General features: G+C 66.0%; 16 protein-coding genes and 3 pseudogenes. 2 read left to right on the forward strand and 17 right to left on the reverse strand.

Annotated elements, in window-relative coordinates; translation table 11 throughout:
* Positions 1-26 precede the first annotated feature (26 nt).
* Both yiaA and BBJ41_RS08260 read right to left on the reverse strand, forming a co-directional pair.
* Positions 27-470 (reverse strand): inner membrane protein YiaA, encoded by a 444-nt coding sequence (gene yiaA, locus BBJ41_RS08255; RefSeq protein ID WP_069747632.1) that lies wholly within the window; start codon positions 468-470, stop codon positions 27-29.
* A 102-nt stretch (positions 471-572) separates the two neighbouring features.
* On the reverse strand, positions 573-1,520 hold the full coding sequence (locus tag BBJ41_RS08260; RefSeq protein ID WP_069746097.1) for a cupin domain-containing protein: 948 nt from the start codon (positions 1,518-1,520) through the stop codon (positions 573-575).
* Between the two features lie 129 nt (positions 1,521-1,649).
* Here BBJ41_RS08260 and BBJ41_RS08265 point away from each other — a divergent pair, with 129 nt between their 5' ends.
* Positions 1,650-1,979 carry a carboxymuconolactone decarboxylase family protein gene (locus BBJ41_RS08265; RefSeq protein ID WP_069746098.1) on the forward strand — a complete coding sequence of 110 codons (330 nt, stop codon included), beginning with the start codon at positions 1,650-1,652 and terminating at the stop codon, positions 1,977-1,979.
* 176 nt (positions 1,980-2,155) lie between these two features.
* Complete coding sequence (locus tag BBJ41_RS08270) at positions 2,156-2,989, forward strand: class II glutamine amidotransferase (protein ID WP_069746099.1); 834 nt, start codon at positions 2,156-2,158, stop codon at positions 2,987-2,989.
* Between the two features lie 21 nt (positions 2,990-3,010).
* Here BBJ41_RS08270 and BBJ41_RS08275 read toward each other — a convergent pair whose 3' ends face one another.
* From BBJ41_RS08275 to BBJ41_RS08345, 15 genes and pseudogenes are all read right to left on the reverse strand, one after another.
* Positions 3,011-3,685, reverse strand: coding sequence for a GNAT family N-acetyltransferase (locus tag BBJ41_RS08275; RefSeq protein WP_069746100.1), 675 nt, complete (start codon positions 3,683-3,685; stop codon positions 3,011-3,013).
* The gene (locus BBJ41_RS08280; RefSeq protein ID WP_069746101.1) at positions 3,682-5,010 is read right to left on the reverse strand and encodes an aminotransferase class I/II-fold pyridoxal phosphate-dependent enzyme; all 1,329 of its coding nucleotides are present in this window, start codon (positions 5,008-5,010) and stop codon (positions 3,682-3,684) included. Before BBJ41_RS08280 ends, BBJ41_RS08275 begins: the two co-directional genes overlap by 4 nt.
* Positions 5,011-5,074: 64 nt before the next feature.
* Positions 5,075-5,992, reverse strand: a complete 918-nt coding sequence (locus BBJ41_RS08285) for a UDP-3-O-acyl N-acetylglycosamine deacetylase (protein WP_069746102.1) — start codon at positions 5,990-5,992, stop codon at positions 5,075-5,077.
* Positions 5,989-13,629 carry a type I polyketide synthase gene (locus tag BBJ41_RS08290; RefSeq protein WP_069746103.1) on the reverse strand — a complete coding sequence of 2,547 codons (7,641 nt, stop codon included), beginning with the start codon at positions 13,627-13,629 and terminating at the stop codon, positions 5,989-5,991. The genes BBJ41_RS08285 and BBJ41_RS08290 overlap by 4 nt, the downstream gene beginning before the upstream one ends.
* A gap of 2 nt (positions 13,630-13,631) precedes the next feature.
* Positions 13,632-15,162, reverse strand: a pseudogene (locus BBJ41_RS08295) (LTA synthase family protein).
* 1 nt (position 15,163) lies between these two features.
* Positions 15,164-15,490 (reverse strand): annotated as a pseudogene (locus BBJ41_RS08300) (SDR family NAD(P)-dependent oxidoreductase); the annotation flags it as partial.
* Between the two features lie 86 nt (positions 15,491-15,576).
* Positions 15,577-16,365: an IS21-like element ISBmu1 family helper ATPase IstB gene (gene istB / locus BBJ41_RS08305; protein WP_012213993.1), complete on the reverse strand. Its 789-nt coding sequence runs from the start codon at positions 16,363-16,365 to the stop codon at positions 15,577-15,579.
* 4 nt (positions 16,366-16,369) lie between these two features.
* A complete protein-coding gene (gene istA, locus BBJ41_RS08310; protein WP_027809980.1) occupies positions 16,370-17,881 on the reverse strand; it encodes an IS21 family transposase in 1,512 nt (503 codons plus the stop codon).
* Between the two features lie 220 nt (positions 17,882-18,101).
* Positions 18,102-18,566 (reverse strand): annotated as a pseudogene (locus tag BBJ41_RS08315) (SDR family NAD(P)-dependent oxidoreductase); the annotation flags it as partial.
* Positions 18,563-19,765 carry a capsule biosynthesis protein gene (locus BBJ41_RS08320; protein WP_069746104.1) on the reverse strand — a complete coding sequence of 401 codons (1,203 nt, stop codon included), beginning with the start codon at positions 19,763-19,765 and terminating at the stop codon, positions 18,563-18,565. The gene BBJ41_RS08320 and the pseudogene BBJ41_RS08315, both read right to left, overlap by 4 nt.
* 266 nt (positions 19,766-20,031) lie before the next feature.
* Entirely contained in the window at positions 20,032-20,601 is a 570-nt protein-coding gene (locus BBJ41_RS08325; RefSeq protein ID WP_069746105.1) for a D-glycero-alpha-D-manno-heptose-1,7-bisphosphate 7-phosphatase, read from the reverse strand.
* Positions 20,598-21,290 (reverse strand): nucleotidyltransferase family protein, encoded by a 693-nt coding sequence (locus BBJ41_RS08330; protein WP_069746106.1) that lies wholly within the window; start codon positions 21,288-21,290, stop codon positions 20,598-20,600. Before BBJ41_RS08330 ends, BBJ41_RS08325 begins: the two co-directional genes overlap by 4 nt.
* Before the next feature lies 1 nt (position 21,291).
* Entirely contained in the window at positions 21,292-21,885 is a 594-nt protein-coding gene (gene gmhA, locus BBJ41_RS08335) for a D-sedoheptulose 7-phosphate isomerase (RefSeq protein WP_122167270.1), read from the reverse strand.
* Positions 21,867-22,907, reverse strand: coding sequence for a GHMP family kinase ATP-binding protein (locus BBJ41_RS08340; protein ID WP_069746108.1), 1,041 nt, complete (start codon positions 22,905-22,907; stop codon positions 21,867-21,869). Before BBJ41_RS08340 ends, gmhA begins: the two co-directional genes overlap by 19 nt.
* 15 nt (positions 22,908-22,922) lie before the next feature.
* Positions 22,923-23,936, reverse strand: coding sequence for a GDP-mannose 4,6-dehydratase (locus BBJ41_RS08345; RefSeq protein WP_069746109.1), 1,014 nt, complete (start codon positions 23,934-23,936; stop codon positions 22,923-22,925).
* Positions 23,937-23,940: the final 4 nt, after the last annotated feature.

Raw genomic sequence — 23,940 nt, forward strand, 5'->3', positions numbered from 1 at the left:
GTTGCGGGCGCCCGCCCCGCGCACCGTCACTCCTGAATCGTCGGCGCGGAATCGGCGTCGGTAAAGCGCGGCTTCGCGTTCTGCAGGTCGCGCGTGTTCTTCTGCACGGCTACCGAGCCGAACAGCGCGAGCACGAACGACATCGCGTAGAAACCCTTCTCGCTCAACTGCAGCGTTGCATTGAACAGGCCGACGATCAGCAGCGCGATCGACAGCAGCAGCGCAATCCAGCTGAGGCCGTAGTAGATGCCGGTGACGGGAATGCCTTCCGCGCGATCGCGGACGCTTTTCTGCAGCGAGATCGCCGCATAGAGGCCGAACACCAGCACGGTGAAGTAGTAGCCCTTCTCGTTGAGCTGCATGCCGGCGTTCCAGAGACCGATCAGGAATGCCGCGAAACCCGCGAGCAGCGCGGCCCACGATGCGGCCACGAATGCAAACGACGGCTGCTGGATGGTGGACTGGTTCATTGCTTTGCCCTCTCTTTCTTCTTGTTCGAAATCGTTTTCGTTGAACTGCGTTTTGCGCATGGTAGCAGCTTTGCCCCGCGCCAAGACGCCGCGCTTGCAGTCTTACATTCCGCGCTGCGCGCGCCGCCAGCGCCCGGGCGTCGTGCCGAGCACCGCGCGAAACGCCTTGCCGAAGGCCGCCTCGGACTGATAGCCAACCGCCTGCCCGATCTCCGCCTGCCCGCGCTGCGTGTCCTGCAGCAGCGCGCACGCGTGCATCATCCGGATCTGCGCGACGAACGCGCCGACGCTCATCCCGGCCTTCTCGCGGAAATGCCGCGCATAGGTCGCGCGCGACATCGCGGAAGCTTCGCCGAGCGACTCGACCGTCCACGGCTTCTCCGGCGCCTGCAGCACGGCCTGGACCGACTGGCCGAGCCGCGCATCGGCCGCGAGCGCGAGCCAGCCGGACGGCACGCGCGCATCGCGGCCGTACGCGCGCAACGCATACGCCAGCAGCGCCTGCCCGAATGCGTTCACGATCGCGCCGGCGCCCGGATGCGCGTTCGACGCCTCGGTACGCAGCACGCTCGTCAGCAGTTGCAGCGACGCGGGCCCCGATGCCTCGCGCAACCCGACGTGCAGCACGTGCGGCAGCGTGCGCATCAGCAGTTCGCCCGCGCCGCGCGCATAGACGAAGCGTCCACAGAGCAGGTCCACGCTTGCGCCATCCGGTTCGTTGGAATCGAGATTCGTCTTGACCGGCAGCACCGCGCCGCCGCCGGCGTGCGAATCGCGCAGCGGCGCGGCCGACCGCGACCGGCCGGCACCCGCATCGAACAGGTCGTGCGCGCTGCCCGCGGGCAGCAGCACGAAATCGCCGTCGGCGAGTTGCAGCGTGCGCCCGTCGGCGGTACGCAGCCGGCACGTTCCGGCCAGCAGCAGGTGAAACGCCGCCTCGCCGGGCGGCAACGGATCGTGCGGCATCGCGAACGGCCCGTCGAGCAGGCAGCGCACGTCGAGTTCGACCCGGCTGCGGCCCAGCGACAACAATTGACTCAACGCATCCATGAGACGATCGCGCTAAAAATTGACACTCTAGCGTATCGAAACCCTCAGCGCGAACGATCAGAATAGCCCTGCATCGCCCGAGATCGCGGCGCCCGCCGCCCTCCTCACCTCTTCTCGAAAGGACGCATCATGCTGAACTGGAACGAATACCGGAAGGAACTCTCGACGCGCATCGGCGACATCGCCAAGCTGTCGCCCGATACGCTGGCCGGCTACAAGGCGCTGTCCGGCGCGGGCGCCAAGACGGGCCATCTCGACGCGAAGACGCGCGAGCTGATCGCGCTCGCGGTGGCCGTCACGACCCGCTGCGACGGCTGTATCGCCGTTCACACGGCCGAGGCCACCAAGCACGGCGCGACCAGGGAGGAAGTGGCGGAAGCGCTCGGCGTCGCGATTGCGCTGAATGCGGGCGCGGCGCTCGTCTATTCGGCGCGCGTGATGGACGCGCTCGGCGACTGAGCACGACGGCTGCGGCGGCAGCCACGATGCGCGGCGCCCGGGCGCCGCGCGTCCGGACGCCACGTATGACGATTGGGCGGCGTGCCCGCCCGGTCGACCGCCCCGGCGTGCGCAGGCGCGAGCGCGCGGCGAACTCGGCTACCATGCGCGAACGATCCATCGTGAAGGAGCGCTCCATGTGCCGCTGGCTCGCCTATACGGGCAATCCGATCCATCTGGAAACCGTGCTGTTCCGCGCGAAGCATTCGCTGATCGACCAGAGCCTGCATTCGGAGCTGGGCGCCACGACCACCAACGGCGACGGCTTCGGCATCGGCTGGTACGGCCACCCCGACGAACTGCCGTTCCGCTACCGCTCCGTGCATCCCGCGTGGAACGACCGCAACCTGCGCGAAGCCGCGCGGGCGATCCGCTCGCGGATGTTCATTGCGCATATCCGCGCGGCGACCGACACGCCCGTGCAGGAAACCAACTGTCACCCGTTCCGCCACGGTCGCTGGCTGTTCGCGCACAACGGGCTGATCCGCGACTTTCACAAGCTGCGCCGCGACCTGACGTTGAAGGTCGATCCGGCGCTGTTCCCGACGCTCGAAGGCTCGACCGACTCCGAGCTGATGTTCCGCCTTGCGCTGACGTACGGCCTCGAGCAGACGCCGCTGCCGGCGCTCGAGCGGATGGTCGGCGTGGTCGAGGAAACCGCGGCGCGGCATCGCGTGGCCGACCCGCTCAACATGACGGTCTGCGCGACCGACGGCGAACGGATCATCGCGGTGCGCTACTCGAGCGAACGGCAGTCGCGCTCGCTGTTCCACAGCACGTCGTTCAAGCACCTGCACGCGCTGTATCCGCACAACCCGCGCATCGCCGAAGCCGGCGACGACGCGTTCATGGTCGTGTCCGAACCGCTCGTCGACCTGCGCGGCGCGTGGGAGGAAGTGCCGGAGAGCATGGCGATCGTCGCGCACGGCGCCGACGTCCAGCAGCGGCCGTTCAGCCCGCGGCACAAGTAGCGGCCGCTACCGCGCGCGCCGTCAGCCGCGGCGCGTGAACCGCATCCGGATCGAATCGAGTTCGGCGGGCAGCCGGCGCGAACGGGCGCGCGGGCGCGGCAGCGCGGCGAACCCGAGCCGTTCGTACAGCGTGCGGGCGCGCACGTTGCGGGTCAGCACGTCGAGCACGACGTCGCGGCTGCCGTCGCCCGGCAATGCGCCGGTGTCCAGCGCGTCGCGAAACAGCGCGCTGAAGATGCCGGTGCCGCGCTGGCGCTCGTCCGTCGCGCAATGTGCGACGAGGATCTGCGAACGCTTGGGCGCCGGGATTTCCGTCTCGAGGATCAGCCCGCGCAGCAACTGGCCGATCGTGCGGCGCACGCCAAAGAAGCGCGCCAGCGCCCAGACCACGTGCACGTCGTCGAACATCGTCCGCTGCCCGTCGTGAATCGCCATCACGGCGCGCACCGTGCCGTCGGCGGCGACCGCGACGCGATGCCGGCGCCACGAGAAGCGCCCGTATCGCGACCGGAATCCCTGCTCCAGGAACGCGATGCAGCGGGCATCGCTTTCACCGAGAAAGAAACCGAATTCGGCCACGCCGGACGCGAACACGAGCGGCGCGCACGACGTCGCGTCGCCCACCTCGGCCGCGCGAAACCGCAGGCGCCCATCGGCGCGCGGTGCCGCATGCGCGAACGCGGCGGCCTGCGTCATGCGGCGCGTCCCGCGAGCCGCGACAACACGGCGACCGTCCGGCTGATCTGCTCCGGCTCGTGCGTCGAGCAGATGAAGAAGCGCAGGCGCGCGGCCTTTTCCTCGACGGCCGGATAGAAGATCGGCTGCACGTTGATCCCTTCCTCGAACATCGCGTTCGCCCACTGCGCGGCCTTCAGCGAACTGCCCGTGATCACCGGCACGACCGCATACCCGGCGCTCGTGCCCGTGTTCAGCCCGGCGGCGCGCGCTTCGGTCAGGAACTGCCGCCCGCGCGCCTGCAGCCGCGCGACGCGCTCCGGCTCGGCCTGCAGGCGCTCGAGCGCGGCCAGCGACGCTTCGGCGAGCGTCGGCGCGAGCCCGACGCTGTACAGGAAGCCCGGCGCCAGGTGGCGCAGCATGTCGACGAGCGGCTGGCAGCCGGCGATGAAACCGCCGCAGCCGGCCAGCGTCTTGCTCATCGTGCCCATCCACATGTCGACCTGGTCGGACGCGACGCCGCCATGCTCGCGGATGCCCTTGCCGGTCGCGCCGAGCACGCCGAGCGAATGCGCCTCGTCCACCAGCAGGAACGCGCCGTGGCGCGTCTTCACGTCGACGAAGCGCTGCAGGTCGGGGAAATCGCCGTCCATGCTGTACAGCCCTTCGATCGCGATCAGCACGTGCCGGTATTCGCGGCGCGCGCGGGAGAGCAGTTCGTCGAGCGCCTGCCAGTCGTTGTGCGCGAAGCTCAGCCGCTTCGCGCCGCTCAGCTGCGCGCCCTGCACGATGCTGTTGTGCGCAAGCGCATCGTGGACGATCAGGTCGCCGGGCCCGAACAACGCACCGATCACGGTCACGTTGGTCGCATGGCCGCTCACGAACGCGACGCAGTCGTCGGTCTCGTAGAACGCCGCCAGCGCGCGTTCGAGGTCGCGCTGCACCGGGCGCTCGCCCGCGACCATCCGGCTCGCGGAGGCCGACGTGCCGTAGCGGTCGATCGCGGCTTTCGCGCGCGCGGTGACCGCCGGGTCACCGGCCAGGCCGAGGTAGTTGTAGTTCGCGAAGTTCAGGTATTCGCGGCCGCCGATCTGCGTCGTCGCACCGGCAACGCCGTCGTGCACGCGGAAAAACGGCGAGTCGACGCGCAGCTTCTCGCCCATCTCGCGCATGATCCGCACCTGCTGATACTGCGGCATCGACTCGAAGCGGCTGCGCGCCGAGGCGGCCTGCGCAGCCGGCGTGCCCGGCACGCCGGGCGCCGCGGCGGCATCGGTCGCGCGCTCCAGTTGCCGTTTCAGCGCTTTCGCCGCCAGTTGCTGGCGAAGATGCTCTCCCAGTGCCATTGCTTCCTTCGCTTTATCTCGAAAAGGCGCTATGTTACGCCGGGCATTTTGAAAAAGCGTGGTGTCACGCGTCGGAAAACTCGGCCCACTGCCACGCATCGGGCGCGGCCAGCAGCGCATCGACCAGCCGGAAATTCATCTCGTGGCTCGGCCGCAACGCGCTCACGCGCGCCAGCAGCGGCGCGCCGGCCAGCGCGAGATCGCCGACCAGGTCGAGCACGCGGTGCCGGACGAACTCTTCCGGCAACCGCATCCCGCCCAGCACGCGATTGCCGACGATCGAAGCGGTGCACGACGGCCGCGCGCCGCGCAGGATCGGCACGCCGCGCAGGTAGCCGGCGACGATCGCCGGCACGGCCCATTTCACGCGCCCGTACGAACGCGACGGCGCGATTTCGGTCGCGAATGCGGCCGGCGTCAGCGCACCGTCCCAGTGCATGTCGCCGAAGCCGCGCAAGTCGTTGCGCACGCTCAGTTCGTAACGCGGCGCCGGTTCGATCCGCATTTCGCGCCGCTGGTCGCCCTCGCCATCCGTGACGACGACCGGCCGCAACACGCGGATGAAGCGCTTCGGCGCGTCGAGCGCGACGCGGCCGCACGCGCGGATCGCGTCCACCCAGGGCGTAGCGCTCCCGTCGAGAATCGGCACTTCTTCCGCATCGAGCTCGACGATCGCGTGATCGATCTCGCACGCGAGCAGCGAAGCAAGCAGATGCTCGACCGTGCGAACGCCGACGCCGTCGGCATTACGCAGCATCGTGCAGAGCGGCTGCGCGCGACGCAGCGCGGGATCGACCGGCAGCGTCGCGAGGGTGCGCCCCTGTGCGACGCGGCGGAACGCGATGCCGGTCACGCCGTCCTCCGGACGCCCCGGCAGGATGCGCACCCCCACCCGGCGCCCCGTATGCAGCCCGTGACCGTCGATCGTCAACGGGCCTGCCAGCGTGCCCTGGCGCGTCGCCCAGCCGGTCGGCGCGCTCACCGGGCGACCTCCAGCGTCGGCGATGCATGACCGGGGACGGCAGCCGGCCGGACGTCGAGCTTCGCGCGCGCTTCGCCGTCGATCGCATGCTTCGCGGCGAGCGCCGCGACGGCCTCCTGCGCGGCATCGGCCGCGGAGCCGGCGTCGGCATCGGCCGACGCGCCGATCGAATCGACGATGCGTCCGGCCAGCGTCGTCACGGACGCGCCCTCCGCGATCGCCATCACCGACAGCTTGACCTCGAACGCTTCCTCGACCGCGAGGCCGAGTTCCATCCCCATCAGCGAATCCATGCCCATGTCGAGTACCGACCGGTCGAGCGCGATGCGATCGGGCGTCATGTGCAGAATCCGCGCGATCTGTGCCTGCAGCGTCCCGGCCACCAGCGCAATCGCTTCGTCGCGCGGCAGCGCAAGTACATCTTCCCGCAGTTGCGTGCCGCCGTCGCGCGCATCGCCGCCGTTCGCGTGCGATTGCAGCAGCGCATACCGGCGCGCCTTCGCGGCCGGCATCCCGCGCGCAACGGCGTGCCAGTCGAGCCGCACCACGGCTTCGCCGGCCGCGCCCGCGACCAGCGCCCGCTCGAGCGCGATCATCGCCTCGCCGGACGTGATCGACGCGCCGCCGATCCGCGACTGCAGGGCTTCGCGCGTATCCGCGTTACGTGCAAGGAAACCGACGTCCTCGAGCGGCCCCCACGCCATGAACGTGCCGGGCAGCCCTGCCGCGCGGCGATGTTCGACGAGCGCCTCGAGGAAGCTGTTGGCCGCGACGTAGTTCGACTGCCCCGGATTGCCGAGATAGGTCGTCGCCGACGAATAGACCACGAACAGGTCGAGCGGCAGCGCCCGCGTTGCGCGATGCAGGTTCCACGCGCCGGCCACCTTCGGCGCGAGCACCGCGGCCAAACGCGCGTCGTCGAGATTGCGCACGAGGCCGTCGTCGATCGACATCGCGGAATGCAGCACGCCCTTGAGCGGAACGTCGCGCCGGACGATCGCGGCGATCATCGCATCGACCGCCGCTGCGTCGGTCACGTCGCACGAGACGACGTCGACCGTCACGCCGAGCGCCTCGCGCCAGCACTCGACTTCGTCGCGCGCCGCGCCGGCGAGTTCGCCGGAACGGCTCGCCAGCGTGATCCGGCGTGCGCCGCGCTCGACCATCCAGCGCGCGCTCGCGAAGCCGAGCCCGCCCGTGCCGCCGACCACCAGATACGCGCCATGCGGATCGAGCGCGAGCGAACCCGCGCTCGCGACCCCGCGTGTCGGCGCCGGCGTGCCGGACGGATAGGTCACGAGCACCTTGCCGATCTGGCGCGCCTGCTGCATGTAGCGGAACGCATCCTCGGCCCGTTCGGCGGGAAACGCGCGATACGGCAGCGGATGCAGCGCCGCGGCCGCGAACAGCGCCATCACTTCGCCGAACAGGCGTGCCGTCAGCTCCGGCAGCGCGCCCATCAACTGGTCGGCGTCGATGCCGAAATAGCTGATGTTGTTGCGGAACGGCCGCAGCCCGATATGGCTGTTTTCGTAGAAATCGCGCTTGCCGAGCTCGAGGAAACGGCCGAACGGACGCAGCGTATCGATGCTGCGCACCATCGCCTCGCCGGCGAGCGAATTCAGCACGATGTCGACGCCCTGGCCGCCTGTCATCGCGCGAATCTCGTCCGCGAACGCCAGGCTGCGCGAATCGAGCACGTGGTCGGCGCCGAGCAGGCGCACGAACTCGCGCTTCTCGTCGCTGCCGGCCGTCGCGAACACTTCCGCGCCGAAATGGCGCGCGAGCTGGATCGCCGCGATCCCGACACCACCCGCGCCGCCGTGCACGAGCACGCGTTCACCGCGGCGCAGCCGTGCGAGTTCGACGAGCGCGTAGTACGCGGTGAAGAACGGGGTCGGCACGGTCGCCGCTTCCTCGAACGACAGGCGTTCGGGTTTCGGCGCGATCGCCTGCGCGCGCGTCCTGACGCGCGTCGCGAACGACGCCGGCGCGAACCCGAGCACCGCGTCGCCCGGCGCGAATGCCGTCACGTCGCTCCCCACCCGCACGACGCGGCCGGACAGCTCCATGCCGATCGTTGCACCTGCGAAGCCGGTCTCGACCGCTTCATCGGACAGCAGCCCCATCGCGTACATCACGTCGCGGAAGTTGAGGCCGGTTGCAACGGGCTCGATTTCCACCTCGTCCGCGCCCAGCGCGTGCTCGGGCAACGCAAACCATTCGAGATTGCGCAACGAGCCCGGCGCATCGAACGCGAGCACCGCCGCCCGCGCGATCGCGCCGTCGGTGCGGGCCGCGGCCTGCGCGGCCGTCAGCATGCGCGGCACCAGCCGGCCGTGCGCGTTCAGGATGACTTCTTCCTCGACCGCCGCGCCGGTCAATTCGCGAATCAATGCATCGGGAATCCGGTCCGCCATCGGATCGACGTCGATCAGGCGGCACGCGAGCTCGGGATGCTCGTTCGCCAGCACGCGACCGAGGCCCCACAGCGTCGCCTGCTCCGGATGCGCATTCGCCGTGCCGGCGAATGGCGCCCCGCCGCGCGTGACGACGGTCAGCCGCGTGGCAGCGTTCGGCTGCGCGCCGAGCGCGCGCACGAGCGCCGCCAGCGCGATCACGCCGTTACGCTGCGCGGCCATCAGGCCGTCTCCCGTTGCCGATTCGGCCAGCGGCGTTTCCGGCGCACAGAACACGACATGCGCGGGCTGCCCGGCCGGCAACGAAGCGATCGCATCGGCCGCATGCGTGATGTCGACGATATCGGCCGGATAGCCCGCGTGCGCGAGCGCATCCGCGAGCCGCCCGCCGAACCCGCCGACGGCATCCGGCGCGTGTATCACGAGCCATTGCTCGGTGCGTGCCAGCGTATCGAGATCGCTCGGGTCGTTGCCGCCTGACGCGGCGACGGCGCTCGCGGGGTTGCGCGCGACGACGAACGTCGGCGTGCCGTCAAGATCGAGCGACTGCTCGACGTGCCGCACGACGTCGACGAAGCCCGCGCGCTCGAGCGCCGCATCGAGATCGGCCGGCGCCAGCGGCACGGGCGCGCCGGCTTCCGCCGACGTCGCCTGCGAGCCGAACACGATGTCGGAGAACCGGCCGCGGCGCGACTCGGCCAGCAGCAGCAAACCACCCGGCGCCAGCCATGACCGGATCGCGTTCAGCGCATCGGCCACATCCTGGCGGCCGCCCAATGCGCGGTTCGCGACGATCAGGTCGTAGGGGCCGGCTTCGTCGGCCGACAGCGACAGCCGTTCGCCCGGCTGCAGCGCAACCGTGCGCACCGCCGCTTCCGCATCCGCATCGAACCCGGCCAGCTGGCCGGCCGTCGCGGCGATCGTGTGATCGCAGCGCGCGGCCGCGAGATGCATGCCGAGTGTCTGCAGCACGTCGCCGTCCGTCGCGCCCAGTTCGAGCACGCGCAGCCGGCGCGCCGGGCGCCATGCGTCGACCGCCTGCTCGACGCTCGCCGTCAGCAGCGCGTGCACGTGCTGCCAGGTGGGCGATGCGGCAAGGAGTTGCTCGACCAGGCTGTGCCCGGTCGGCGACAGCAAACGTGCGCCATCCTTCGCGCCACTCAGCACGTCCGGCAACGCCGCGCCGCAATGCGCGAGCAGCGTCAGCTCGGCCACGTGCCCCGGCGACTCGGCCAGCAGCCCGCGCCACAGCTCGTCGAGCGGCGGCAACGCCGCGCACGCCGCGTCGTCACGCACGAGGCGTGCGCCGTCGTCGCCGTCGCGATGGGCAAGACCGTCCTCGACCAGCATGTTGCCAAGACGCGCCGCCAGCGCCGCATGCGCGGGCGACGGCTGCCACGTGCCGGCGAATGCGCCAAGCACGTCGAAGGCGCGAAGCGCGTAGAGGCTCGCGAGCACGTCGAGCAGCGGCAGAATTTCGGTCAGGTGCTGCGTGCGACGGCCGCCGTGTTCGGCGGCGTCGAGCCGCGCAGCGGCTTGCGCGAGCAGCGCGTCGGGAGCCGGCAACCCTGCTGCGTCGACTTCATCCGGCAGCGGTACTTCTTCAAGACGATAGACGAACCGCGCAGGCGCGTTCTGCCGACGGCCGACGAGATCGACGCGCCGGAACCGGCAACCGCCGAGCCGCGCGACGATCGCGCCCTGCGCGTCGAGGAATTCGAAATGCGCGACGATCGAATGCGGGCTGCGCCGGTCGATCCGCGCGAGCACGCGTTCGACCGTGTCGCCGCGCAGATAGTCGACGCGACCGATCTGCACCGGCACGTAGGCCGGATGCTCGCCGTCGCGCGCATGGGCGGCAAGCAACGCGAACAGCGGATGAAACCCGCTGTCCATCAGCGCCGGATGCAGCAGATACGCGGACAGCGCCCGCGCATCGCCACATGCGGCCGGCGCGGCGACGTCGGCCAGCGCCGCGTCGTCGTCCGCGGCGACCCGCACGGTGCGGACCCAGCGGAACGCCGGCCCGTAACCGAGACCGATCGTCGCCGTGTTCGCGTACAGCGTGTCGCCGTCGGCGGCCGGCAGCGCGAGCAGGCGAGCGAGCGTATCGGACGGTACGACGCTCGCCGCGCCGAGCGCGTTGCCGCTTTCCAGCATCCGCCCCGTGACGTTCAGCGTCCACGCGCCTTCGGTCATCCGGTCGCGCGTCTCGATCGTGAAAGTCGCGGTGCGCGGCTCGATCACCAGCCGGAACAGCTTCGCCTGCTGCGGCTGGAAGACGACCGGCGTGCGGATCTCGACGTTTTCGAGTGCCGCGTCCGGCGTATCGAAGAAGACACGCGCCGCGGCGAGCGCCATTTCCACGTATCCCGCGCCCGGGAACGCCACGCCGCCATCGACGGCGTGATCGGCCAGCATCGGCAGCTTCGCCGGATCGAGCTGGTTTTCCCACGCGAACGCGTGTTCGTGCAGGCGATAGCCGAGCAGCGGATGCTCGCGGCGGCGGTTGACGAGGCCGTAGCCTTCGACGGTCGGCGTCAGCCAATAGCGGTCGCGCTGCCACGGATAGGACGGCAGTGCCGCATGCGACGCGCCCGGCGCAAAGCGATCGGGATCGACGTTCGCGCCATGCGCGATCGCCGACAGAATCGCCTGCCGCAGCGTCGCCGCGCTGCCGTGATCGCGCTTGAGCGTCGGCAGTGCCACGCCGTTGGCGCCGGCAGCCGCCAGCGCCTGCTTCACGTACGTGCGCAGGATCGAATGCGGCGATACCTCGACGAACAGCCGGATGCCCTGCTCGATCAGATGCGCGATGCCGTCGCCGAAGCGCACGGGCTCGCGGATATTGCGCCACCAGTAGCGCGCATCGAGCTCGCTGCCGGCAAGCGCGCCGCCGGTCACGGTCGACACGAAAGCGCCGTTGCCCGGCTGCGGCCGCAGGCTGGCCAGTTCGGCCAGCACGACCGGTTCGATGCGGTCCATGTGGCTGCTATGGAACGCGTAGTCGAGATCCAGCATCTGGAAGAACTTGCCGTTGCCGCGCAGCGCGGCCTCCAGTGCCTGCAAGCCCTGCAGCTCGCCCGCGAGCGTCACCGCATCGGGGCTGTTGATGCCGGCGATCTCGACGCGTCGTGCCAGCCCGTGGCGCGCGATCAGCTCGCGCGCGGCGGCCTCGCCGATGCCGACGGCCGCCATCCGGCCGCTGCCGCGCGTCATCGCCTGCGCGCGGCTGCGAATCTTGATCACACGAACCGCGTCGGCGAGCGACAGCGCGCCCGTTACCCACGCCGCGGCGATTTCGCCGACGCTATGGCCGATCGCCGCGTCGTAACGCATGCCGCGCGCGTCGATCACGCGAATCATGCCGACCTGGATCGCGAACAGCAGCGGCTGCGCGTTCTCCGTCGCGGCGAGCCATTCGGCGCCTGCGCCGGCCAGCCATTCCGCGCTCGGGCCGCCGCGCATCACGTCGACCAGCGACGGGCTGCCGTCGGCGCACCACAGCGCGTCGACTTCGTCGAGCGCCGCGCGGAACACGGCGTTTTCGGCGTAGAGCTCGTTGCCCATCCCGACCCACTGACACCCGTTGCCCGAGAAGACGAGCGCGGTGCGCAGCGCGTCGGCCGGCGCTTCGCCGGTTGCCACGCAGGCCGGCAACCCCGCCGGTACCGGTTGCGCCAGCGCCGCGAGTGCGGCACGGCCTTCGGCCACGTCGGCCGGTGCAACGATTGCGCGATGTTCAAGCCATTGGCGGCGACGCGCGGCCGCGGCAGCAAGCGCCTGCCAGTCGCCGCCGTTGTCGAGCATCGACAGATAGCGGCCCGCGAGCGCGCCGAGCGCATTCGCGCTGCGCGCGGTCAGCACGAGCGGAGACGGCGCATCGGCCGGTTCCGGCGCAGCCGTCGGCGCATCCTTGGCAGCCGGCGCTTCGGTCAGCACGACGTGCGCGTTCGTGCCGCCGAAGCCGAACGAGTTGACGCCGACCGTCAGCGGCGCACCGCCCGCGTCGAGCGGCGTGTAGCGATCGACGACACGCAGCCGCCCGCCGTCGAAATCGATCCCGGGATTGGGCGTGACGAAATGCAGCGAGCGCGGCACCGCGCGATGCTTCAGGCACAGCACGGCCTTCAGCAGGCCGGCCATGCCGGATGCCGTCTCGAGGTGGCCGATGTTGGTCTTGACCGAACCGATGAGCAGCGGACGATCCGCCGGGCGCTCGCCCGACACGACGTCGATCAGCGCGCGCGCCTCGATCGGATCGCCGACCGCGGTGCCCGTGCCATGCGCTTCGAGATAGGCAAGCGACTGCGGGTCGATGCCCGCGCGCGCGTACACGCTGCGCAGCAGCGACGCCTGCGCGGCCGCGCCCGGCACGCTGATGCCGCCCGGTGAGTGACCGACCGAGTTCACGCCGGAGCCGGCGATCACCGCGTGGATCGTGTCGCCATCGGCGAGCGCGCGATCGAGCGGCTTGAGCAGCACGAATGCGCCGCCTTCCGAGCGCACGTAGCCGTCGCCGGTCGCATCGAACGCGCGGCAACGGCCGCGCGGCGACAGCATCGACGCCTTGGAGAAGCTGACGAAGCCGAACGGGTGCAGCAGCAGGTTGACGCCGCCGGCGAGCGCCACGTCGGCTTCTCCGGACTGCAGCGCCTTGACGGCCTGATGGAGTGCGACGAGCGACGACGAGCAGGCCGTATCGACGGACATGCTCGGGCCGCGCAGGTCGAACAGGTAGGACACGCGATTCGACGCGATGCTCAGCGTGTTGCCGGTTGCCGAATACGGATCGATCACGTTCAGATCGTCCATGTTGCGGTTGCCGTAGTCCATGCTGGCGGCGCCGACGAAGACGCCGCAGTTGCTGCCGCGCATGTCGGCCGGACGCACGCCGGCGTCCTCGAAGGCTTCCCATGCGAGTTCGAGCAGCAGGCGCTGCTGGGGGTCCATCTGGGCCGCTTCGCGCGGGGAAATGCCGAAGAATGCGGCATCGAAGCCGGCGACGTTGTCGAGCACGCCGGCCGAGAACGTGTAGCTCTTGCCCGGCTCGCGTTTGGACGGATGCTGGTAGAAATCGGTGCCGAAGCGGTCGGCGGGGATTTCGGTGACTGCGTCGCGTTCGCCCTCGAGCAATTGCCAGTAATCTTCCAGTCCGGAAACTCCGCCCGGGAATCGGCACGACGTACCGATAATTGCGATCTTGGTGTTAATCATAGCTACGTTGTTATCTCCGACGCGCCAGTCGAAACTGCCTGCCCACCCGTCGTCTTCATCGCGCGAAGCAACACGGTGCCAAGATCCTCGACCGCTCGGTCCTGCTTCCGGGGGAATGCTCTCCGAAATTCCGCCAGATGAAGTAATTGCTTTGGTCGGGTATGTTCCCGAACTTCTCGAATACATGCGGCAACGCGGGCACATGATCGCCGTAGAAACACAGGATCGTATCTCGACGGCACGCGCGCAGATAGGCGACAAGCCGTCCGATCATCGCATCTGCGTTGGCGACGTGGCGCAGGTACGCCGTGAGGTCACGCCACGTGGAATCGTCACCGAGCGTATGGTAGCGGGCAGCCTCCCCGGCCACCACCGGCTCCAGGTGCAGCGGGCCGTGATTCTCCATCGTCATCGCGAACAGAAACGCCGGTTGCGTGCGATTCTCGTCGAGCAGCGAGACAATCCGGTCGAGCACGGCCGCGTCTGAAATATACGGACCGGCACGCGGTGCATCGCCGAACGCACGAATGTCGAAAAAGCGATCGAACTGGAGCAGCGGAAAAACTCGGTTGCGACCGAAAAAATCCGCGTAATAAGGATGAATCGCCGCCGTACGATAACCTGCCCGGCGAAACCAGCCCGCCAGTGAAGCACAGGTGCTCCGCACGAATGCGTAAGGATAAAACGGGCGTAGCCAAGTTGCGATGACGGCAAACCCGTCAGGAGCGCAAATTCCGAACGCATTGTGTTCGCCCCCCAGGCGGGCACGGTCAGTTTCCCGTGCTCGACCGACTCGCGGCACACCCGATCGAAGTGATGCAGGATCGACGGATCGATCGCTGCCGACAACGGGCGTGGGTCAAAGAACGATTCGCTCTGGATCACGATCACGTCCGGATGGCCAAGCGACTCATCTTCGCGGGAAAACGGACCGGCGGAAATCAATCCTGCCATCGAGCGAAACGTGGCGGGCCGCATGCCGTTCAGCAAGTACGCGACAAAGACGGCAAAGAATCCGTGACGACGCTGGTCTTCGAGCGGGTCGAGCGTGAGGGGTAAGCGCGCGGCAAACAGGCAGCTCGTCGCGAGACAAATCAAGGCCGTCGCCGCAGCTCGCCACGCAGTTTGCGACGAGACCGCAGGATCGAGAAAGAAGCCCCCCGCGAGAACGACCGAGCCGAGCACCATCGCCACGACCGTTGCCGTGCTCAAAAACGGCAAGTAAAGACGCGGATGCGAGAACAACTGACTGAACAGGCTCAGGTCGGTAAAAACAAAAGGTTCGCGCAGGGATGCGAATTTCGCATTGCTGACTGCGCTGGCAAGCGCCACCAGCGCCAGTGCGAGAAACGCGGCAAAGTGCGGGCGATGGGTAAGCGCAAGGATGACACAGGCGATGAATAGAACGCTCGCGACGTGCACCCCCAGCGCCAAGGCGGCACGGCGAACGGCTGCGCGAGGAATTGCAATCGTATCTGCGGCAAATGACAGGGCAATGGCAAAGACGAACGTGATCGAAATCGACGACGCCACGCTATCGCTCCTCGCGCGGCAAATAGGACAGTCGACCCAGGATCGCGTCTGCGATCACCGCAGGCAACAGTGGGAGCAACCGCATGCCCAGTGCGAGGAGACCAGGGAACGCAATTTCGGCACGCCGGGCGGCAATGCCGCGCTGTATGTACTGCGCTGCCCTGTCGGACGACCACAGGAAAGGCTTGTCTCCCGGAAACACGTCGCTCATCGCCGTTTTGACAAACCCCGGCAAAACGACGGATAGACGAATGCCGTCGCGCTTCAGCACCGGACGCACCGAGTCACCCCATGCCTTCAAGGCAGCCTTGCTCGCGCAATAGGCAGGGTGTCGCGGGGCGGCGTAAAGGAGCCGGGGATGGGCGGCGTAATGGCGCCAGCAGAACCGGGGGTAAAACGCGGATTCGAACGGTTTCAAGGTTGCGGTTTTTTGCCGTTTTTGGCAACTGCATTTTGAGGGGGATCTGGCATCGGTTTCGGGGTGCGGTAACTGTCGCCCTCGAGGACGAGCCGGTAGGCGCCGTGGCGTAGTCGGTCGAGTGTGGCGGTGCCGAGGATGCGGTTGTCGGGGAACGCGGCGCCCCATTCACCGAAGTCGAGATTCGACGTCAGGATGGTCGCCGCGTGCTCGTAGCGGGCCGCGACGAGATCGTGGAAGTCCTCGTCCTGCGGGGTACGTAGCGGTTTGAGCGCGAAGTCATCGACGATCAGCAGCGGCACCCGGGCGTACTGCTGGAACTTGCGGTCATAGGCGCCGGTGGCGCGCGCGGCGTTCAATCGCTTGAGCAGCTCGGTCTGCGAGATGAACAGCACATCGCGGCCTTGGCGGGCGGCGCAGTGGCCCAGCGCCTGGGCCAAGTGGCTTTTGCCGGTGCCGGTTGGACCGGCGATCAGGATCGCGACCTTCTCGTCGAGATACCGGCCTGTCGCGAGATCATGAACGTGTGAGCGGTTCAACGTAGGCAGCCGGTCGAAGTCGAACGTCTCGAGCGTCTTGCCCATCGCGAAGCCGGCGCGCAGCAGACGGGTGCCGAGCTTCTTGTGTTCGCGACGGGCAACCTCGTCGTGCAGCAGCATGGCAAGGAACTCGGTATAGGCGAGCTGCCCGTCGATCGCCTGACGGTTGCGCTGCTCAAGCGAGTCGAGGATGCCGGACAGGCGCAGCTGTTTGAGGATGGAATTCAATTCGGGACTCGGGTTCATGGTGTCAGTGGATCAGCAGGGATTGGAGATCACGGCCGAAGCGGCCGCCGTTCTGGTAAGCGCCAGTCGGGGCCGACGCGGGACGCGGCACCGGTTCGCTGTCCAGGCCTTTGTCGAGGATGCCCTTGATGGTGCTGTACTTCGCGCTGCTGAACGCGAGCGCACGCTCGCAGGCTGCTTCCAGCCTCTGATCGCCGACTTTCTGTCGCAGCCGGATGATCCCCTGCGCGCCGCGCAGGTTGACGAGCACCTTGTCGTTGAACAGCGCGAGGATCACGCCGTGGCACGACGGCCCGATCTCCTTCGCGCGCGCCAGACACCACTGCGGATCGTGCTCGAGCCAGGCCTGCGCTTCGGGCGGCTGGTGATCTCGCACCGTGTGGCGACCGCCGGCCCGCTGCCGCGGATGGGTTGCGACGAGTTCATGCCGATGGAACAGCTGGATGACCGTATCGGTCGCCTTCAGCCAGAGCGACTTGCCGACGAGCGTGAACGGTGCAGAGTACAGCGCGTGCTTGTAGACGACGTGGCCGTCGCGATGGACCGCCACCTCCTTCCAGACCGACAGTACCGGCGGCACGTCCGGCAATGCAGCGAGCAACGGGCGCTCGACGCCGAAGCGCGTCAGCGGCCGTTCGTGGACGGTGCCGTGGATACGAGTGCCGGCCTGCTGCATCACCCATTCGCGCAGTTGCCGGTTGGCGTCGGCCAGATCCCGGAACTCGCGCAGCGGCACGAAGGACTTCTTGACGTATTTGACGCCCGATTCGACGACGCCCTTCTTCTGGGGATCGTGCGGCGGACAGGCGTCGATCCGGAATCCATATCCCTCGGCAAGCGCGGCGTACGAGCGTTGCACCGCCGGCTCGTATCGACACGCCCGGATGATCGCGCACTTCGCGTTATCGATGATGACCCGGTCGGGACAGCCGCCGAACCATTCGAAGGCGCGCCGGTGGCTGGCGAGCCACGTCTCGACGGTCTGGTCCAGCACGATCTCGGCATACTGGTGGCGCGACCAGCACAACGTCATCACGAAGATCCACGTCCGGACCGCAATGCCCTCGACCGTCAGCACGGGTCCCGCGCCGAAGTCGACCTGCGCGGCGTCGGCCGGTGCGAAGTCGAGGATCGTTGTGGTGGCCACGCTGCGCTCGGCAGCCAGATGGCGCAGCATGCGCTTCACGGCACAATAGCTGCCGGCGTAGCCATGATTGCGTTGAAGGGCGGCATGGATCGTGGTGCCCTGAACGCCGGCGGCAAGCCATTCGCGGACCTGTTCGCGATATGGCTCAACCGTCGACACACAGGTGTGCGGCAGGTGCGGCGTGCGCCCGAAGACACCCGCGATCGTAGCGTCGTCCGGCAGCGGCTGCACCGGATCCAGCCAACTACGCGCTTCAGCCTCGCGGCGCACGGTCGTCAGCTTCTTGCGCCCCATCAAACCGCCGCGCGCGATGTCGCGGTCAGAATCGCCTTGCCGCATGCGGACAAGGACTTGGCGGTATTCAAACAATTCGAACCTCCTGTTGGCCATGGACGCTCCGTTCAAAAAGAACGGAGCGTACCGACTCGGAAAGTTCGAACCGCGTTCTCGCCCTGATGCTGCTGGCGCCTATGCGCCGCCCCTAACGTGGCGCCATTACGCCGCCCTTGGACTGGCGCCTATGTGCCGCCCCTCAAGTGGCGCCCTTATGCCGACCCCGCATTGGCTCCATAGCGCCGCCCCGTGACACAGGGGAAATCGCCATGCCTCGCAACGCCGCGAGCGAACTGATCAGCGCGACCTGGCCGTTACCACGCGTACGCATGCGATCGATGGTCGGTAGTACGGCGTTCATCGCGCCGTAGAAATTCGTATCGACAATTTCAGCGGTGCGTTCGCGCGTCTCCCAGTCACCGCCATGCGCAAGCGTACTGGCCGCGCCGGCATTTGCGATCAACAGGTCGATCGGGTAAGCATCGTCGAACTGTTCAAGCCACCGCTGCATGCCACCGGCGTCCCGGACATCGACGGTTGCAACGAAAACCGTAGCGCCGCGGGCACGGCACTCGGCCGCACTTTCATCAAGGCGCACCGCGTCACGTCCGCCGAGGCTCAGCACCACCCCTGGTCGTGCGTAACCCCGGGCCAGCGCGCGCCCGAGACCGGCGCTCGCACCCGTAATGGCGATATGCCGCGGCCAGGCGCCGTCGCTCACGCCACCGCCTCGAGCCGGCTCACGGCGCCGGCGACGCTCATTTCTATACCGGTACGCGTATAGAAATCGCCGTTGATCTGCGTATGGTGCATCACGTAGTCGAGAAAAGCCTGATAGAGATTCATGTCCGGGCTGTCGGCCTCTGTCCAAAAGTCCGCCAGGCTTCCTTGCCAGGTCAACCCCGGCATCGAGTAGATCGCGGTGCCCAATGCAACGAGCGGGCGACGATGGTGCACGGCGGACAAACCGACCGTGCTGTTTATCACGACCACGCCACGACACTGATCAAGCAGCGTTGGCAAGTGGCCTGCGTCGATGAAGATCACCCGCTTTTCGATACCCAGCTCGGTGGCAAGTGCCGTTGCAAATTGACGGTAACGGATCAGCCCCGTGTCCAGCGGGTGATTCTTGATCACGAGCCAACTGTCGCCGGGCGCATTTTCGGCGAATGAGTGTAAAACAATCGCAATCGCGTCGCAAATTCCGCCAAAAGGGGAATGATCGACGATCTGGGAATCGGAGTTGAGCTGCAGCGGAAACAGGTAGTATTTACGCTTTCGCTCCAGCAAATCACGAGTAACGTTCTCTGCTTCCCTGTCGCGCACGCGTTGCTGAATGGCGCGATACGCAAGACCCGCGTATTCCTGGAATCCGCTCCTGGGCCGGTGAGACTTGTAATGTGGAAAGCGGTGCGCGTAGACCGCGTTGGCCATCCGGTACCTGATATCGTGGCAGGCACGCTCGTAAAGGTTGTAGCCGGTGGGCTTCCCGGGCACTACGGGCGGGATATGCGTGCGCGCGTCGAGATAGTGGGCAGGGTCTCGCGGCAACAACGATCGCCCATTGACACCGTGCCCCTCCATCGTGATCCAGTGCGGTCGAACGTAACCCTCTTCGAATACGTGAACACGCACACCCGAGGCGCGAGCAATCTCGTGCATCGGCCGGTGTATCGCACGACAATCCCCAAACAGAAGTACGTCCGTCACGCCATGGGTTGCAATGGCATCGCGATACCACGTGACAAGACCTTCGGGTTCGTCGCGATAGTTCCAGGCGCTTTCCGCACCTTGATACGCCAGATCTCCGCCACAAAAATTTACACGCCGAACCTGGTGGCCTCGCTGGCCGAGACCGGCAGCGAGTCGACCAAAAAAAGGAGAGGCAGTGCCTTGCAGGGCAAGGAAGAAGCGGGACATACAGTTCTTATCTAATTGAGTTATGAAGGCCCAACGCACTCGAGCAAATCGTAAACAAAATGGCGACGCCACCTTGCCGCTCGACACCCACGCCCTTCTTCTGACACCCTGCTCCAACAGCGTGACGTCAGTGACGGCACATGCCCCCGTTCGGTTGCACGGGCGCACGTGTGCGCGTCATCTGTACCAACGACACACGGCACTCCTCAATGCTGATCCGGACAACGCATACGAGGAACGCCTGACGTCGATCAAGCCATGCCCCTTCAGAGAGATCCCGCTTCCGGTCCGGAATCCATCAAAAACTGAATGACATCGCGCGGATTGCGGACGACAGCGTTTGCCGTTGTCGCCACCCGGGACACGTCCTTGTCGCATACGAGGAGAGTCGTCCCGACACCCGCAGTCAACCCGGCCTGAATATCGGACTCCTTATCCCCCACGAGCAACGACGCCCCGAGGTCAAGATCGAAATCCCGCTGGGCCGCCAGGATCATCCCGGGATTCGGCTTCCTGAAATCGGACTCGACCTTATACTTGCCAACGCCGTGCTCGGGATGCGTCGGACAAAAGTACACGCCATCGATCGGCGCGCCTTCCGTCGCGAAAACCCCCTTCATCCAGTCGGACAAGCGGAAAAAGTCGTCTTCCGAATAGTAGCCGCGCCCGATGCCCGCCTGGTTGGTCACCACGACGCTTAAGTACCCCAACGCCTTGGCGGCTCTGGCAAGATCGAAAATCCCGTCCAGAAAGACAAAATTCTCGATCTTGAAAACATAGCCGTCGTCGCGATTGATGACACCATCACGATCCAGAAACAACGCGCGATTCTTCACTTGCAGATTCCAGAAAGTTCATCTTGGGCGCGGTAAAAATCCTCCGGAATCCCGATATCGATAAACTGCCCGCGCGTGACGAAGACATCGAACCTGCGAGACTGGACAGCGGACGCCATGAAGTCGGCCTCGAACGAGAACTTCTCCGCCGTCTCGCCAGCAAGAATGTCCTTCGGCAGAACATAACAACCGGCATTGATCAGGCCTGGCCCCGAAATGCCTTTTTCGGCAAACCCGGTCACCCGCCCATCGTCGACGACGAGACTGCCGTATCGTCCAGTATCCGGCACTTGTCGAGCCACGATCGTCGGAAAGCCGCTGCCCTGCCAATCGGCCTCCAGTTCGTCAACTTCGAGATCCAGATACGTATCACCGTTGAAAACGAACGCGTGGTCGCCCTCGCAGTATGGCAACGTTGCCTTCAGCGCGCCCCCGGTACCCAACGGAGCGCTTTCGACCGAATACGCCAGGTCGATTCCGGCGAAGCGATCGCCAAAATGGGCTACGATTTTCTCCGCCATGAAACCAACGGACAGGACCACCCTGGAAAATCTCTTTTCGCTCAAACGCGTCAGGAGAATTTCAAGAAATGGCCTGCCGGCAATCGGCGCCATCGGCTTGGGAACGTCGGAAACAACCGTGCGCAACCGCGTACCGAACCCCCCAGCCAGGATGATCGCTTCCCTCATTTCACTGCTTCCCGAAGATGGCGTTCTCGACCAGCCCGCAAACGATATGCCCGAGAACCAGATGCCCCTCCTGGATCTTGGGCGTGTCCGGCGACGGAACTTCGAGCAGCAAGTCGCACAGCTCGCGCATTTCTCCACCGCGATTGCCGGTGAAGCCAACGCACGTCATTCCTTTTGCCTTTGCTTCACGGAACGCTGCCAGGATGTTCGGTGATCGTCCGGACGTCGAATAACCGATCAGGACATCGCCCTTGTTGCCGAGCGCCTGCACCTGGCGGGAAAACAGCTTCTCATAGCCATAATCGTTACCGATCGCCGTGAGAATGGACGTATCCGTCGTCAACGCCACCGCCGGCAGCCCGGGGCGGTCGAACGCGAACCGGCTGACAAACTCCCCTGCAATATGCTGTGCATCCGCGGCACTTCCGCCGTTACCGGCGAGCAACACCTTGCCACCTTGGGAGATGGATGCGATGCAGGTGTCGGCAACTTTCTGAACCGTCGCAAGCAACTGGTCGTCTGCAAGCATCGCAGCCATCACCCGCTGGGCCTCTGCAATACTGTCCGTGATGTACGTCAATTCGCGATTCTCCATGCCTGCGTCCCGTTCTTCGTAAAGTGGCAGTTGCTAACTTGTCCGTCGTATTCGCCAAGCGTCCTGATCAGGTCCATGCGCTTTTCGGTCGGTACGAAAAACAGCATGAAGCCGCCGCCGCCCGCGCCCGAGACCTTTCCTGCCTGAGCGCCGGAACGCATGGCCGCGTCGTAAATCTCGTCGATATGTGCGTTCGAAACGGTTCGGGCCGAATTCTTCTTGTTGTCCCAACCCAGGCGCATCGAAGCGACAAAGGACTTGAAGTCGCCCTTCAGCAACGCCTCTTTCATGACGAGCGCTTCACGCTTGATACCGTGCATCGCCTCGATTGCCGCGGTCTTCTGCGACACCACGTTGTCGCTCTGGTCCTGAATGATCTTTGCCGACTCGCGCGACACGCCGGTGTAAAAAAGGACCAGCGACGCCTCGAGTTCACAAAGAATCCAGTTCTTGATTCGCAACGGATTCACGATCGTGCGTTCTTGCTCGTAGAACTCCATGAAATTGAAGCCGCCGAACGTTGCCGAATATTGATCCTGGCGTCCCCCGGCCAACCCGCAATCGACGCGTTCAATGCGATAAGCCAGTTGCGCAATCGCGTAGTCATCCAGCGCCAGATTCAGCAACTCGACAAACGCCTTGATCATCACGACAACCAGCGTCGACGACGACCCCAAGCCGGAACCTGCAGGCGCATCGCAGAACGTACTCAGTTCAAGCGGAATCGGCTTGCCATGGTTGTAGTTCCGGATCATGTAGTTGTACACCGCCTTATGCAGGTCCAGCGTACCGTTCAGCTCCAGTGGCTCTGAAATAAGCTTGTGTTTTTCTACCTGCTGATCCGTCGAGACGAACCGCACGGCCGGTATCGTGAGCGTCTTGATCACTGCATATGCATAGCGATCAATGGTCGCATTCAGGACGTAGCCTCCGAATGTATCGGCGTAGGGAGCTACGTCGGTCCCCCCTCCCGCCAGGCCCAACCGCAGCGGGGCCCGTGCGCGAATGATTGTCGGATTCATTGGTTGTTTATATTTCTATCGGGTCAAGAATTTCTCGCCAGCGGAAATCCTGGCGCGCCAGTAATTCAACAAATCTTCCATCGTCTTCTCAAACGAGATCTCGGGCTTCCAGCCGGTGATTGCCTCGAATTTCTGCGTATTGGGAACCTGCAAATCTGCATCGATCGGGCGCAGGCGCTCCGGATCCGTTTCGACCCGGATGACGTCCTTGGAGGTCGACATCGAGACCAGGGTATCCAGCATCTGGCCAACCGTGCAGGAATACGTGCCGCCGATGTTGTAATAGGCGCCCGGAATCGGGTTGATCGTCACGAGCATGTAATAGGCCCGAACCGCATCTCGCACGTCGGCGAACGTCCGCAGCGAGTCGAGATTGCCGGTCTTGACGATCGGCGGGATCAGTCCGCGCTCGATCATCGCGATCTGCTTGGCGAATGTCGATTCGGCAAACACGTCGCCGCGACGCGGGCCGGTATGCGTGAACATCCGCGTGGTCATCACGGTCATGTTGTACGCTTCGGCGTAGTACCGCCCGATCAGGTCCGTACCTACCTTGGAGATTGCATACGGCGATGCCGGGTGGAACGTGCACTCCTCATCGATCGGCAATTTTTCGCGCGGCACGCGCCCGAACACTTCCGACGACGCGCAAACATGCGTTACGGCGTCGATATTGTTCTTGCGCAGCGCTTCCAGCACGTTGGCCGTTCCCTGCACGTTGGTTTCCAGCGTGTCGAGCGGCGAGTCGAAGCTGGTCTTCGGGTAGCTTTGCGCAGCCAGGTGGAATACGAAATCCGGCGTCGACTGCTTGACGGCTTCGTGAATGGAAAGGTAATCGCGCAAATCGCCGTAGACCAGACGAATCCTGTTCTTTTCGTTGATACGCGGCAGCAGGTGGGAAATGTTGTCGAGCGGGCTGCGCCAACGGCACAGACCGTAGATTTCCCAATCCGTATTCTCCAGAAGGAAATCGGCCAGATGCGACCCCACCATCCCGGTAATACCCGTAATCAAAACACGCTTTGCCATATCA

The sequence above is a fragment of the Burkholderia stabilis genome, from assembly GCF_001742165.1.
Taxonomy (GTDB): Bacteria; Pseudomonadota; Gammaproteobacteria; order Burkholderiales; family Burkholderiaceae; genus Burkholderia; species Burkholderia stabilis.

Coding starts and splice junctions, on each gene's coding strand:
- yiaA (WP_069747632.1), bottom strand. CDS start 470: ATGAACCAGTCCACCATCCAGCAGCCGTCGTTTGCATTCGTGGCCGCA.
- BBJ41_RS08260 (WP_069746097.1), bottom strand. CDS start 1,520: ATGGATGCGTTGAGTCAATTGTTGTCGCTGGGCCGCAGCCGGGTCGAA.
- BBJ41_RS08265 (WP_069746098.1), top strand. CDS start 1,650: ATGCTGAACTGGAACGAATACCGGAAGGAACTCTCGACGCGCATCGGC.
- BBJ41_RS08270 (WP_069746099.1), top strand. CDS start 2,156: ATGTGCCGCTGGCTCGCCTATACGGGCAATCCGATCCATCTGGAAACC.
- BBJ41_RS08275 (WP_069746100.1), bottom strand. CDS start 3,685: ATGACGCAGGCCGCCGCGTTCGCGCATGCGGCACCGCGCGCCGATGGG.
- BBJ41_RS08280 (WP_069746101.1), bottom strand. CDS start 5,010: ATGGCACTGGGAGAGCATCTTCGCCAGCAACTGGCGGCGAAAGCGCTG.
- BBJ41_RS08290 (WP_069746103.1), bottom strand. CDS start 13,629: ATGATTAACACCAAGATCGCAATTATCGGTACGTCGTGCCGATTCCCG.
- istB (WP_012213993.1), bottom strand. CDS start 16,365: ATGAACCCGAGTCCCGAATTGAATTCCATCCTCAAACAGCTGCGCCTG.
- BBJ41_RS08320 (WP_069746104.1), bottom strand. CDS start 19,765: ATGTCCCGCTTCTTCCTTGCCCTGCAAGGCACTGCCTCTCCTTTTTTT.
- BBJ41_RS08330 (WP_069746106.1), bottom strand. CDS start 21,290: ATGAGGGAAGCGATCATCCTGGCTGGGGGGTTCGGTACGCGGTTGCGC.
- gmhA (WP_122167270.1), bottom strand. CDS start 21,885: ATGGAGAATCGCGAATTGACGTACATCACGGACAGTATTGCAGAGGCC.
- BBJ41_RS08340 (WP_069746108.1), bottom strand. CDS start 22,907: ATGAATCCGACAATCATTCGCGCACGGGCCCCGCTGCGGTTGGGCCTG.
- BBJ41_RS08345 (WP_069746109.1), bottom strand. CDS start 23,936: ATGGCAAAGCGTGTTTTGATTACGGGTATTACCGGGATGGTGGGGTCG.